The sequence below is a fragment of the Burkholderia sp. AU33803 genome (assembly GCF_002223095.1).
Classification (GTDB): domain Bacteria; phylum Pseudomonadota; class Gammaproteobacteria; order Burkholderiales; family Burkholderiaceae; genus Burkholderia.
Genome location: NZ_NKFJ01000005.1, coordinates 847,401 through 859,641 on the forward strand (window position 1 = coordinate 847,401; position 12,241 = coordinate 859,641).

Here is a 12,241-nt window from a genome sequence, read left to right on the forward strand (position 1 = left end):
GACCTCCGTTTCAAGTGATCATCACTGTAGTCAGGTTCACCTGATCGATCCATTCGACCGATCGGCAGAGGGACAGCCGAATCGCAACCCGCAGCGGCAATCGAGCATTTCGTCACGCCGCCAGCGCCACCCCCGTCCCCTCCGTCGCATCCCGCACCGCCTGCTTCACGATCCGCGCGAGCCGATCGACGGTCGGCGTCGCCGACGACGTGCGCCGCAGCAAGATCAGCGGCAAACTCGGCAGGGCCGGCAGCCCGCACGAAGCCGCATCGAGCACGCGCACCGACGCGGGCAGCCCGTACTGCGAGCGCACCGTCAGCCCGAGGCCGGCCGCCGCCGCGGCCCATAGCCCGGCGAGACTCGGTGTCGTGAACGCAACGCGCCACGGCACGCCCGCGCGATCGAGCGCGCCGGTCGCCGCGCTGAAGAACCGGCACGGCCGGTCGAACACGACGAGCGGCAGCGGCTCGCCGGACTCTCGCACCGCTCGGTCACCCGTTTCGTCCGCGCCGCCGTCCATACCCTCTTCCGCGCCACCGCCCGGCATGCCGAAGCCGCCCGCGACCGAGCCCGCCGCCCCAACCCACTGCATCGGCACCTGCGCGATCGCTTCGCTATCGATCCCCGCGCGCGCCACCAGCACCGCCGACGCCGGGTCTCCCCACACCAGCGCGAGATCGAGCTGGTTCGCGTCGAGCCGGTCGAGCAAGTCGGCATTGCGCGCCACGCGCGCCTCGATCCGCACCTTCGGATGCGCACGCGCGAACCGCCCGAGCACGTCGGGCAGAATCGCCTCGCCGAAATCCTCCTGCAGCCCGACCCGCACCCAGCCGTCGAGATTCATGCCGCGCACGGCCGCGGCCGCCTCGTCGTTCAGCTCGATCATCCGCCGCGCATAGCGCAGCATCGCGTCGCCGGCATCGGTCAGCGCCAGCCCGCGCCCGGCCTTCACGAACAGCGGCGTGCCGGCCTGCTCCTCGAGCTTGCGGATCTGCGCACTCACCGCCGACGACGAGCGCGCGACGCGGTCGGCCGCCTTCGCAAAACTGCCGAGATCCACCCCGGCGACGAGGCTGCGCAGCGCCGCCACGTCGAAGTTGGGCCGGGCCAGCGTGGCATCGGCCAGCGCGAGCGACTCGCCGTCGTCGTGTGGAATGTCATGTCCGGACATCTCAACCATCCTGCTTTATCGAACGATTCATCAAGAACTTTCCGATTTTCAGGATGAATGTAGGTCGCCAGACTGTGGATGTCAATTTCCACCCGGGCCTGCCGTCATGGATACCTCGTGCATCGCTTCCCCCTCCTCGCCCGCCCGCGACGTGCGCGGCGCGGCTCATCGCTGGCGCGTGCTGGCGGCCGGCGTCGCCGCGAACATGAGCTTTTCGGCCGCGGCGGCCGGCATTCCGACCACGGCCGTGTGGATGCGCTCCGCCTATCACCTCGACAACGGCGCGCTCGGCCTCGTGCTCGGCGCGCTCGGCTTCGGCGTCGCACTGTCCGAGCTGCCGTGGGGAATGGCCGCCGACCGCTTCGGCGACCGCCGCGTGCTGCTCGCCGGGCTCGTCGCGACGGCCGCGATGTTCGCGCTGATGGTGGGCACGATCGTCCCGACCGCGCACGGCGTGCCGCCGCTGATGCGCGTCGTCGCGGCGATGTGCTGCGTCGGCCTGCTCGGCGGCAGCGTGAACGGGTCGAGCGGGCGCGCGGTGATGCGCTGGTTCGGGGAGCGCGAACGCGGGCTCGCGATGAGCATCCGCCAGACGGCCGTGCCGCTCGGCGGCGGCATCGGCGCGGCGCTGCTGCCGTCGCTCGCGTCGCATATCGGCTTTGCCGCGGTATTCGGCGCGCTGATGCTGCTGTGCGCGGGATCGGCCGCGCTCACCTGGCGCTGGCTGCACGAGCCGCCGGCCGAACCGGCCGTGACGCACCCCGCCGCGCATCGCCCCGTCGAGCGGCAGCCATCCGCGCGGCAAGGGCGCAACCCGCTCGCGAGCGGCCCCGTGTGGCGCATCGTGCTCGGCATCGGCCTGCTGTGCGCGCCGCAGTTCGCGGTGCTCACGTTCGCGACGGTGTTCCTGCACGACTTCGGCCGGCTCGGCCTCGCCGGCATCAGCGCGGCGATGGTCACGCTGCAGCTCGGCGCGATGGTGATGCGCGTGTGGAGAGGCCGTCATACCGACCGGCACGGCAACCGGCGCGCGTATCTGCGCGGATCGGTATTCGTCGCGGCCGGCTCGTTCGCGCTGCTCGCAGCCGCAACGGCTGGCCATGCGCACGTGCCGCTCGCCGCGATCGTCGCGATTCTCGTGTTCGCCGGCATCTGCGTGTCCGCGTGGCACGGCGTCGCGTACACGGAGCTCGCGACGCTCGCAGGCGCGAATCAGGCGGGCACCGCACTCGGGATGGCCAATACGATCGTCTACCTCGGGCTGTTCGCGACGCCGCTCGCGATTCCACCGCTGCTCGCGGTCAGTTCGTGGAGCGTGGTGTGGCTCGCGGCCGCGCTGGTCGCCGGCGCAACCTATCCGCTGTTCGCCGTGAAATAGCAGCCGCCCGTCTCACGCGGGCGTCGCCGCGCACGCCACGACGCCCGCGCAATCCATCAGGCCGCCTCGCGCGCCAGCGCACGCCGCGACGCCGGCCGCTCGGCCTCGCGCTGCGCGTGGGCAGTCCAAGCCGCATGCCGCGTCATGTCGAGCCCGATCGCGACGCCCCAGCGATACAGCACGAACAGGAACGGATCGACGATCGAATGCGCGCCCGGCTCCGCCCACGTGCGGCCGTCGGCGAGCGCGGCTTCGATCGTTTCGTTCGCGGCTTCGATCGTGCGTCGGCCATGCGCACGGACCTCGCCATGCAGGGCCGGATCGCCGATGAAGCGGCCCGGCCGCCACAGCGCGCCATAGCCGACGCCATGCACCCAGCCGACCAGCCACGCGAGCCATTCGTGGCACCGTGCCTCGCGCAGCGGGTCCCCAAACGGCAGCAATTGCGCCTCGGGATAACGGCGCGCGAGATACGTGAGGATCGCCGGCGTTTCGGTCAGCACGTGCGGCTCGCCCGGAATCGCGAGCACCGGCACGCGCGCCTTCGCGTTGATCGCGAGATAGCGCGCCTCGAGGTTTTGCTGCTTCTGCACGGAGACGATCTCGACGTCGAACGGCGCGCCGGTTTCCTCCAGGGCGATGTGGACGGCAAGCGAGCAGGCGCCCGGCGAAAGATAGAGACGATAGGCGTTCATGGTGGTGGGGCCCGACGGGGAGGTGGAAGACGGAACCGAGTGTAGGAACGCGTGCCCGCCCGCCGCAAACGATGAATTGTCGTGCTCGGACATTAGTGTTACTAATACCCGCATGCGACGCATCCACCTTCCTCCGCTGCAGACGCTGCGCGCGTTCGAGACCGCCGTGCGGCTGCAGAGCTTCACGCGTGCGGCCGATGAACTGGCGCTCACGCAAGGCGCTGTCAGCCAGCACATCCGCGCGCTCGAGGCGCAGCTCGGCTATCCGCTCTTCACGCGCGAACGTAACGGCGCGACGCCGACGCACGCCGCGCACGCGCTCGCACTGCAGGTGCGCCAGGGCCTCAGCGTGCTCGAGCGCGCGTTCGAGCCGGCGCTCACCGTGCGCAGTCGCCCGCGCACCTGCGACGTCACGCTGAACGTCAGCGTGCTGCCGAGCGTCGCCGAGCGCTGGCTCGCGCCGCGCCTGCCGCGCTTCGCGGCGGCGCATCCGCGCATCGCGATCGTGCTGCACCCGGACGTGGCGCTCGCACCGCTGCGCAAGCGCGACCGCATCGACGTCGCGCTGCGCTACGGGCCCGGCACGTGGCCGGGCGTCGTCGCCGAGAAGCTGATGAACGAGACGATCTTTCCGGTCGCGAGCCCCGCGTACCGCAATCGCGACGGCGTCGCGCCGCGCGTGCCGGCCGATCTCGTGCGCGCGACGCTGCTGCGTCATCCCGCCCAACCGTGGGAACCGTGGCTCCAGGCCGCGCGGCTCGACCTCACCGAATCCGCACGCGCGCCGCGTTTCACCGATCCGAACGCGCTGATCGACGCGACGCTGAAGGGGCGCGGCGTCGCCCTCGCGCGCCGCTCGCTGATCGAGCCCGAGCTCGCGAATGGCACGCTCGTGCGCGTGTCGACGGTGCGCATCACCGACGTGTATGCGCACTACGTCGTGTGGCGCCCCGGCCATCCGCACGAAGCGGCGATCCGCACGTGGCTCGACTGGCTGCGCAGCGAGGTGCGGCGCAGGACGCCGCGGCGCTGACGCCGGCGCTCACGCCCGCATCGGCATCGCCACCTTGTCGAGCGTGATCGGCAGATCCCGCACCCGCACGCCGGTCGCGTGATAGACCGCATTGGCGATCGCGGCCGGCACACCGGTGATGCCGATCTCGCCGATGCCGCGAATGCCGAGCGGATTGAAATGCGTGTCGCGCTCGTCGACGAAACTTACATCCAGCTCGCCGATGTCCGCGTTCACGGGCACGTGATATTCAGCGAGATTCGCATTCGTGAAGCGGCCGTGCCGCACGTCGAGATGCGAGCCTTCCTCGAGCGCGGTGCCGAACCCCCACACCATCCCGCCGATCAACTGGCTGCGTGCCGTTTTCGCGTTGAGCAGGCTGCCGACGCTGTACACGCCGACGATGCGCGGTACGCGAATCGTGCCGAGCTCGGCATCGACGTGCACTTCGGCAAACACCGCGCCGAACGAATGAGACGCATAGCGCGACTTCTCGTCGCCCGGCTTCGTCGTCGCCTGCGCGTCGATCGGCTGACCGCCCGCGCGCGCGATCACCGCCGCGGCCGGATCGCGCCGCGAAGGGTCGCCGCGATGCACGACCCAGCCGTTGTCGACCGTCACGTCGTCGGCCGCGGCGCCGTGCAGCGGCGATCCGGGGGCGGCGACCGCCAGCGCGACCAGCTTCGCGCGCGCCTGCAGCGCGGCCTCGCGCACGGCCGGCGCCACGCTCGCCGCCGACTGCGAGCCGCCTGATACGGGCGCACGCGGCAGGCTGGAATCGCCGAGCACGAAGCGCACGTTCTGCGGCGAGAAACCGAGCGCATCGGCCGCGACTTGCGTCATCACCGTGTAGGTGCCGGTGCCGATGTCCTGCGTGCCCGACGCGACTTCGGCCGTGCCGTCCGGCAAGATGCGCGCCCGCGCCGACGCTTCGCTGCGGTTCGCCGGATACGTGGCGGCCGCCATCCCGAGGCCGATCAGCGTGTCGCCGTCGCGCATCGTGCGCGGCGCGCCGGTGCGGCGCGACCAGCCGAAGCGCCGCGCGCCGACCTCGTAGCATTCGCGCAGCTTGTTGCTCGACCACGGCTTGCCGTCCTGCGGATCGACCGCCGCGTAATTCGCGAGCCGCAGCGCGACCGGGTCCATGCCGAGCCGCCACGCGAGTTCGTCCATCGCCGATTCCAGCGCGAACGAGCCCGACGCCTCGCCGGGCGCGCGCATGAACGTCGGCGTGCCGACGTTCAGCGACACGATCCGGTGCGTGGTCGCGTGGTTGGGCACCGCGTACATGATCCGCGACGGCATCCCGCACATCTCCATCCAGTCCTCGAACGTCGACGTGGTGGCGATCGTGTCGTGGCGCATCGCCGTCAACGTGCCGTCCTGGCGGGCGGCCAGCACGACGCGCTGTTCGGTGAACGGCCGACCGCCGACCGGGCCGAACATCTGCGGCCGCGTCAGCGCGAGACGAACCGGGCGCCCGACCTGCTTCGCGGCCATCGCGCACAACGACACGTGCGACCACGACGAACCCTTGCAGCCGAAGCCGCCGCCGAGGAACGGTGAAATCACGCGCACGTGGTCCGGCGCGATGCCGAAGACCGCGGCCACCGCCGTGCTCGCGCCCGACACGCCCTGTGTCGCATCGTGCAGCGTGAGCGTCGGGCCGTCCCAGCGCGCCAGCGTCGCATGCGGCTCGATCGGGTTGTGATGCTGCATCGGCGTCGTATAGGTCGCGTCGATGCGCACCGCGCCTTCGCGCAGACCCGCATCGACGTCGCCGCGCTGCGTATCCATCGGGCGGCCCTGCTGCTTCGGCGGCACGCGCGCGTCGCGCAACGCCTGCGCGAAATCCGCCACGGCCTCGCTCGCGCGATAGCGCACGTGTACGGCATGCGCGGCGTCGGTCGCCTGCTCGAGCGTTTCGGCGACGACGACCGCGACGGGTTCGTTGCTGTAGCGCACCGTGTCGTCCTGCAGCAACGTGAGCCGGCGCCCGGCGGGCGGCGACAGCGGCGGCCGGCCGCCGTCGGGCAGCCGCATCGCGTTCTCGTGCGTGATCACGATCAACACGCCCGGCATCGCGCGGGCGCGCGCCGCATCGATCGACTCGATCCGCCCGGATGCGATCGTGCTCGTCACGAGCACCGCGTGCGCGAGCCGCGCATCGGAGAATTCGGCCGCGTAGTGTGCGCCGCCCGTCACCTTGAGCACGCCGTCGACACGGTCCAGCGGTTGTCCCGTCATCGTGTTCATGCTGCACCTCCCGGCATGGCGGCTGCCGTTTCGAGCGCACGGACGATCGCCCGCTGCGCGAGCGCGACCTTGAAGCCGTTACCGTCGAGCGGACGCGCGTCGCGCAACGCCAGCGCGGCCGCCTCGCGCAACGTCGCGTCGGTCGGTGTGCGGCCCGCGAGATGCGCTTCCGCCTCCATCGCCCGCCACGGCTTGTGCGCGACGCCGCCGAGCGCGATCCGTGCGTCGGCGACACGCGGGCCGTTCATCCGCAGCGCAGCCGCGACCGACACCAGCGCGAACGCGTAGCTCGCGCGATCGCGCACTTTCAGATAGTGCGCATGGTCGGCGAAGCGCGGCGGCGGCAAGTCCACCGCGGTGATCAGCTCGCCCGGCTCGAGCGTCGTGTCGAGGTCGGGACGATCTCCCGGCAAGCGGTGAAACGATGCGATCGGAATCTGCCGCGCGCCGCGCGGGCCGCTCACCTGCACGACGGCGTCGAGCGCGGCGAGCGCGACGCTCATGTCCGACGGGTTCACCGCCACGCACTGGGGGCTGGCGCCGAGGATCGCGTGCATCCGGTTGTGGCCGCCGATCGCCGCACAGCCGCTGCCCGGCTCGCGCTTGTTGCACTGCGCGAACGCGGGATCGTAGAAATACGGGCAGCGCGTGCGCTGCATCAGGTTGCCGCCGACGGTCGCCATGTTGCGCAATTGCGCGGACGCGCCGGCGAGCAGCGCCTGCGACAGCAGCGGATAGTCGGCGCGCAGGCGCGGATGATCGGCCGCATCGCTGTTGCGCACGAGCGCGCCGATGCGCACGCCGCCGCCGGGCAGCGCATCGACCGTATCCAGGCCCGCGATCCGCGTGATGTCGATGAGCGTGACGGGCCGCGCGACGCTGCCCTTCATCAGGTCCAGCAGGTTCGTGCCGCCGCCGATGAAGGCGGCGCCGGGCCGCTGCGCCGCGCGCACGGCGCCGGCGACGTCGGTCGCGCGTTCGTAGGAGATCGCTTCCATTGCGGTGCCCTCCGTCGGCTAGCCGCGCGCCGCGTGCGCGGCGCGCACGGCGGCGACGATGTTCGGGTACGCGCCGCAGCGGCACAGGTTGCCGCTCATGCGCTCGCGGATCTCGTCGTCCGACAGCTGCGGGGGACGGCGCCGCACGTCGTCGGTGGCGGCGCTCCCGGCCCCCGCCGCGAACTCGTCGAGCAGCGCGGTCGCCGAGCAGAGCTGGCCGGACGTGCAGTAGCCGCACTGGAACGCATCGCATTCGACGAACGCGCGCTGCACCGGGCTCAGCACGCCGCCGCGCGCGAGCCCTTCGACGGTCGTGATCCGCGCGCCTTCGTGCATCACCGCGAGCGTCAGGCATGCGTTGATGCGCCGCCCGTCGACGAGCACCGTGCATGCGCCGCACTGCCCGCGATCGCAGCCCTACTTCGTGCCCGTGAGCCCGGCGTATTCGCGCAGTGCGTCGAGCAGCGTGACGCGCGGTTCGAGCTGCAGCGTGTACGCGCGCCCGTTGATGTCGAAACGCACGGGCTGCGCCGGCACCGTATCGCGGCGGGGCGCGGCCGGCGTGGATGCCGCGTGCGACGGCTGCGGATGAACGTGCGATGCGGCGCTGACGGTCGCGGCAGCCGCCGCGGATTGCAGGAAGTGGCGCCGCGCGGCACTGGACGGCGTATCGTGCGGCAACCGCGGCGCCGCTGAATGGCCGGGCCCGCGCGGCGACGGGGCGGCATCGCGCGCCGGTTCGGCAGACGGAGATTCGGATCGATCGCTGGACATGACTTCTGCTCGCTCCATGGTTGACGGACGCGGATGTGCCGCCCGCGCCCGGATGGCGGCGCGGTCGGCACGCGCATCTACATTGAGCAATTCCGGTGCCGCGAAACGGCGGGGCAACGCCGCTGTGCCGCGCCGGTCATCCGTGCGCGACGCGCGCCGGGTGGCAGACGGAACACGTTGCCGCTGACCCTGCCTTCATGACAGCACGCTGGCGCGCGGCTGGCCGTTCGCTGGCGAAGCGGCAATAACGCCCGGTTTTCCGGTGCATCCGGCCACACATCGGTCGCAAGTTGCCGGGTGCATGTACCACGGCGCGCATGGCGCTCGCGTCGCCGGGGCCGGGTCGCGTCATTGCGCGCCGTGTAAATGCGCGCAGCGTCCGTCTCTGCTGGAAAATTCCGCCACGCATGCCGGTGGATCACCGCGAAGGCGTTCCGTCAGCCTGACGAAAACAGGTCGCGATTGCACTCGCATCGCAAACGATTCACCGAAACGTCGCATCGCGGCGGCATACTCGAAAACGTTTCCCGATCAGCCTGCCAGGAGAGAAGTCATGCGTCGCGTTTTCGTCGCCGTCGTTCTGTGTGCCGCCGTTTTCGTCGCCGCCTGCAGCGACGACGCGCCGCACGACGCCAACGCGACCGACGCCGCGCAGCAGGCCGGCGGCGCATCGAGCGGCGCCGCCAGTGCGTTCAACAGCGACGCGCGCGCGAATACCGCCGCGTCGGATGCCGCGCCGCTCGCGCCGCCCGTCGTGCATTACCCGCCCGATGACGACGACGATGCGAAGCCCGCCGCGAACGCAGCCGCCTCCAGTGCGGCCGCGTCGTCACCGGGCTGATCCCGTCACCACGTGATGTGAGTCGGACCCGCTCGGGGCGAGCGGTGGGATTTCGTTGGGAGGCGTCGCTGACATGACGTCACGGTCGGCGGTGGCGCAAACGGCATGACGTCGCGCCACCTCGCGGGCCACGCCGAGCCCGGCCGGCCGAGCGATTCGGATCCGCGCGGCGTCAGGCCCGTGCGCGCGCCGCGAGCGCAACGGCGCGCGATACCGCGGCAGCCGCCGCGCGGCACGCGCCGCCCGCCCGGCGCGTCAGACCGCGTGCGCGAGCGCGCGGTCGACGAGCGCGGTTTCGAAGCCGTCGTCCGCGTCGCGAAAGCGCAGCGGTGCCGCGCAGTGGACGAGCGTGTCGATGAAGTACTTCGCGCGCGGCCACGGCCCGAAGCCGGCCGCGGTATTGATGTGCCCCGCGTCGCCGAGGTTCACGAACGCGCTGCCCAGATGCTGCGCGAGCGTGCGCGCGTCGGCGAGCGGCATCCACGGATCGGTTTCGCTGCCGATCACGATCGACGGCACGGCGAGCCGGCGCGCGTCGAACGGCCCGGCAAACGTGAATTTCTTCGGACTGGCCGGCGCGACGAGCAGCACGCCCGCGACATCGCCCGTATGCGGCCACTGAGCAAGCGCATGCGCGGCCGCGAGGCAGCCGAAGCTGTGTGCGGCCAGCACGAACGGGCCGCGTTCGCGGTCGAGCAACGCGCGCACCGATTGCGCCCAGCGCGCGAGATCGGGCGCATCCCAGTCGTCCTGTTCGACGCGCAGCGAGCGCGGGAACTGCCGTTCGAGCCAGGTCTGCCAGTGAGCGCCTTCGCTGCCGTGCAGGCCCGGAACGGTGACGAGCCGCGGCGGCCACGCCGATTTGCTGCATGCGCGCATGATTGCCCTCGCTTGCTTGAAGACGGGATTCGATTGTGGCGCGGCGTCCGCGGCGGCCGAACCAATATTTTGTGCTTTGCTTTTAAGTGGGCCGGCCATCCGGGGGCGGGCCATCGGGGGCGTCCGCCCGCCCCGTGCACCGGCGCGCGATGCGCCGCGAGACCGTAGAATGTGGGCTTCCCGTCAGCTTCACACCGAACCGGGGCCGGCGCCGACGCGCCGGGCGCCCGGTCGTCAGGAGACGCCCGATGTCCGCTACGCCCGCCGGCGCGCCGCGCCCGGCCCCGCTCGCCGTTCCCGTGACGCGCCTCGCCGGCGCGCGCGCCGTCATCCAATGAAGATCCTGTTCCATTCTCCGCACCAGGAAGCCGCCGCGTGGCGCGACGCGATCGCGCATGCGCTGCCGGAAGCCGAACTGCGCGCGTGGCAGCCGGACGACACGGCCGCCGCCGACTACGCGCTCGTCTGGCGCGCGCCGCGCGAATTCTTCGCCCCGCGCGACGGCCTGCGCGCGATTTTCAACCTCGGCGCCGGCGTCGACGCGCTGCTCGCGCTCGAGCACGCGCATCCGGGCACGCTGCCGCGGCACGTGCCGCTCGTGCGGCTCGAGGATTCGGGCATGGCGCAGCAGATGGTCGAATACGTGACGCACGCGGTGCTGCGCTACCTGCGCCGCTTCGACGAATACGAAGTGCTGCAGCGCGAGCGCCGCTGGCAACCACTCGAACCGCATGCGCGCGCCAGCTTCACCGTCGCCATGCTCGGCCTCGGCGTGCTAGGCGCGCAAGTCGCGCGCGCGCTCGCCGCGCTCGGCCTGCCCGTGCGCGGCTACAGCCGCAGCGCGAAGCAGCTCGACGGCGTGACGACTTTCGCCGGCGACGGCGCATTCGATGCGTGCATCGACGGCGCGAAGGTGCTCGTCAACCTGTTGCCGAGCACGCCCGACACCGACGGCATCCTCGCGGCGCGCACGTTCGCACGGCTCGCGCCCGGCGCGTATGTCGTCAACGTCGCACGCGGCGCGCATCTCGTCGAAGCCGACCTGCTCGACGCGCTCGCGAGCGGCCAGATCGCCGCCGCGACGCTCGACGTGTTCCATCGCGAGCCGCTGCCGGAGGACCACCCGTTCTGGCACGCACCGCGCATCACGATCACGCCGCACAGCTCGGCCGAGACGCTGCGCGACGAGGCCGTCGCCCAGATCGCCGGCAAGATCCGCGCGCTCGAGCGCGGCGAGCGTGTCGGCGGCATCGTCGACTACGCACGCGGCTACTGAACCTACAAGCACACCAGGAGACAACCATGACCTTCCCCACCGCCGTCAAGATCGTCGAAGTCGGCCCGCGCGACGGGCTGCAGAACGAGAAGACCTTCGTGCCGACCGACGTGAAGATCGCGCTCGTCGACCGCCTGTCGCACGCCGGCTTCCGCAACGTCGAGGCCGCGTCGTTCGTGTCGCCGAAATGGGTGCCGCAGATGGCCGACGGCGCCGACGTGATGGCCGGCATCGAGCGCCGCGCGGGCACCGTGTACTCGGTGCTCACGCCGAACCTGAAGGGCTTCGAGAACGCGGTCGCGGCGCGCGCGGACGAAGTCGTGATCTTCGGCGCGGCGAGCGAGGCGTTCTCGCAGCGGAACATCAACTGCAGCATCGCCGAGAGCATCGCGCGCTTCGAGCCCGTCGCGAAGGCGGCGAAGGATGCGGGCCTGCGGCTGCGCGGCAGCGTGTCGTGCACGCTCGGCTGCCCGTACCAGGGCGACGTGCCGGTCGCATCGGTCGTCGACGTCGTCGAACGCTTCGCGGCGCTCGGCTGCGACGAGATCGACATCGCCGACACGATCGGCGTCGGCACGCCGAAGCGCACGCGCGAAGTGCTCGCGGCCGTCACGCGCGTGTTCCCGCGCGAACGCCTGTCGGGCCACTTCCACGACACCTACGGCCAGGCGCTCGCGAACATCTACGCGGCGCTGTTCGAAGGGATCGAGATCTTCCACGCGTCGGTCGCGGGCCTGGGCGGCTGCCCGTACGCGAAGGGCGCGACCGGCAACGTCGCGACCGAGGACGTGCTGTACCTGATGCAGGGCCTCGGCATCGACACCGGCATCGACCTCGCGCAGGTCGTCGCCGCCGGCGACTTCATCTCGAACGCGATCGGCCGCGCGAACGTGTCGCGCGCCGGTCGCGCCCTGCTCGCCAAGGCGCAGAGCGCGGCCGACGCCGCGAACTGCGTATGACC

Annotated in this window: 10 protein-coding genes and 1 pseudogene; 5 read left to right on the top strand and 6 right to left on the bottom strand. The window is 71.5% G+C overall.

Translation table 11 applies throughout. The annotated features are described in order from the left end of the window. Positions 1–112: 112 nt before the first annotated feature. The gene (locus CFB41_RS15740) at positions 113–1,171 is read right to left on the bottom strand and encodes a LysR substrate-binding domain-containing protein (RefSeq protein WP_089457032.1); all 1,059 of its coding nucleotides are present in this window, start codon (positions 1,169–1,171) and stop codon (positions 113–115) included. A gap of 106 nt (positions 1,172–1,277) precedes the next feature. Here CFB41_RS15740 and CFB41_RS15745 point away from each other — a divergent pair, with 106 nt between their 5' ends. After that, entirely contained in the window at positions 1,278–2,549 is a 1,272-nt protein-coding gene (locus CFB41_RS15745; RefSeq protein ID WP_089457033.1) for an MFS transporter, read from the top strand. A 56-nt stretch (positions 2,550–2,605) separates the two neighbouring features. On the opposite strand, the gene CFB41_RS15750 is transcribed toward CFB41_RS15745, so the two are convergent. After that, the gene (locus tag CFB41_RS15750; protein WP_089441163.1) at positions 2,606–3,244 is read right to left on the bottom strand and encodes a glutathione S-transferase family protein; all 639 of its coding nucleotides are present in this window, start codon (positions 3,242–3,244) and stop codon (positions 2,606–2,608) included. A gap of 112 nt (positions 3,245–3,356) precedes the next feature. Here CFB41_RS15750 and CFB41_RS15755 point away from each other — a divergent pair, with 112 nt between their 5' ends. Further along, positions 3,357–4,277 (top strand): LysR substrate-binding domain-containing protein, encoded by a 921-nt coding sequence (locus CFB41_RS15755; RefSeq protein WP_089457034.1) that lies wholly within the window; start codon positions 3,357–3,359, stop codon positions 4,275–4,277. A gap of 9 nt (positions 4,278–4,286) precedes the next feature. Here the strand turns inward: CFB41_RS15755 and CFB41_RS15760 are convergent, their stop codons facing one another. The 3 genes and pseudogenes from CFB41_RS15760 to CFB41_RS15770 form a co-directional block, all read right to left on the bottom strand. Beyond that, on the bottom strand, positions 4,287–6,512 hold the full coding sequence (locus tag CFB41_RS15760; protein ID WP_089457035.1) for a xanthine dehydrogenase family protein molybdopterin-binding subunit: 2,226 nt from the start codon (positions 6,510–6,512) through the stop codon (positions 4,287–4,289). Beyond that, the gene (locus CFB41_RS15765; protein WP_089457036.1) at positions 6,509–7,510 is read right to left on the bottom strand and encodes a xanthine dehydrogenase family protein subunit M; all 1,002 of its coding nucleotides are present in this window, start codon (positions 7,508–7,510) and stop codon (positions 6,509–6,511) included. The genes CFB41_RS15760 and CFB41_RS15765 overlap by 4 nt, the downstream gene beginning before the upstream one ends. 18 nt (positions 7,511–7,528) lie before the next feature. After that, positions 7,529–8,284, bottom strand: a pseudogene (locus tag CFB41_RS15770) ((2Fe-2S)-binding protein). A gap of 553 nt (positions 8,285–8,837) precedes the next feature. Here CFB41_RS15770 and CFB41_RS15775 point away from each other — a divergent pair. Continuing rightward, the gene (locus tag CFB41_RS15775; RefSeq protein ID WP_089441168.1) at positions 8,838–9,125 is read left to right on the top strand and encodes a hypothetical protein; all 288 of its coding nucleotides are present in this window, start codon (positions 8,838–8,840) and stop codon (positions 9,123–9,125) included. 255 nt (positions 9,126–9,380) lie between these two features. Here CFB41_RS15775 and CFB41_RS15780 read toward each other — a convergent pair whose 3' ends face one another. Then, positions 9,381–10,004: an alpha/beta hydrolase gene (locus tag CFB41_RS15780; RefSeq protein ID WP_089457037.1), complete on the bottom strand. Its 624-nt coding sequence runs from the start codon at positions 10,002–10,004 to the stop codon at positions 9,381–9,383. A gap of 334 nt (positions 10,005–10,338) precedes the next feature. Here CFB41_RS15780 and CFB41_RS15785 point away from each other — a divergent pair, with 334 nt between their 5' ends. Both CFB41_RS15785 and CFB41_RS15790 read left to right on the top strand, forming a co-directional pair. Continuing rightward, on the top strand, positions 10,339–11,280 hold the full coding sequence (locus tag CFB41_RS15785; RefSeq protein ID WP_089457038.1) for a glyoxylate/hydroxypyruvate reductase A: 942 nt from the start codon (positions 10,339–10,341) through the stop codon (positions 11,278–11,280). Positions 11,281–11,306: 26 nt separating this feature from the next. After that, on the top strand, positions 11,307–12,239 hold the full coding sequence (locus CFB41_RS15790) for a hydroxymethylglutaryl-CoA lyase (RefSeq protein ID WP_089426474.1): 933 nt from the start codon (positions 11,307–11,309) through the stop codon (positions 12,237–12,239). The last annotated feature ends 2 nt before the right edge of the window (positions 12,240–12,241 follow it).

Coding starts and splice junctions, on each gene's coding strand:
- CFB41_RS15790 (WP_089426474.1), top strand. CDS start 11,307: ATGACCTTCCCCACCGCCGTCAAGATCGTCGAAGTCGGCCCGCGCGAC.
- CFB41_RS15785 (WP_089457038.1), top strand. CDS start 10,339: ATGAAGATCCTGTTCCATTCTCCGCACCAGGAAGCCGCCGCGTGGCGC.
- CFB41_RS15745 (WP_089457033.1), top strand. CDS start 1,278: ATGGATACCTCGTGCATCGCTTCCCCCTCCTCGCCCGCCCGCGACGTG.
- CFB41_RS15765 (WP_089457036.1), bottom strand. CDS start 7,510: ATGGAAGCGATCTCCTACGAACGCGCGACCGACGTCGCCGGCGCCGTG.
- CFB41_RS15750 (WP_089441163.1), bottom strand. CDS start 3,244: ATGAACGCCTATCGTCTCTATCTTTCGCCGGGCGCCTGCTCGCTTGCC.
- CFB41_RS15780 (WP_089457037.1), bottom strand. CDS start 10,004: ATGCGCGCATGCAGCAAATCGGCGTGGCCGCCGCGGCTCGTCACCGTT.
- CFB41_RS15760 (WP_089457035.1), bottom strand. CDS start 6,512: ATGAACACGATGACGGGACAACCGCTGGACCGTGTCGACGGCGTGCTC.
- CFB41_RS15775 (WP_089441168.1), top strand. CDS start 8,838: ATGCGTCGCGTTTTCGTCGCCGTCGTTCTGTGTGCCGCCGTTTTCGTC.
- CFB41_RS15740 (WP_089457032.1), bottom strand. CDS start 1,171: ATGTCCGGACATGACATTCCACACGACGACGGCGAGTCGCTCGCGCTG.
- CFB41_RS15755 (WP_089457034.1), top strand. CDS start 3,357: ATGCGACGCATCCACCTTCCTCCGCTGCAGACGCTGCGCGCGTTCGAG.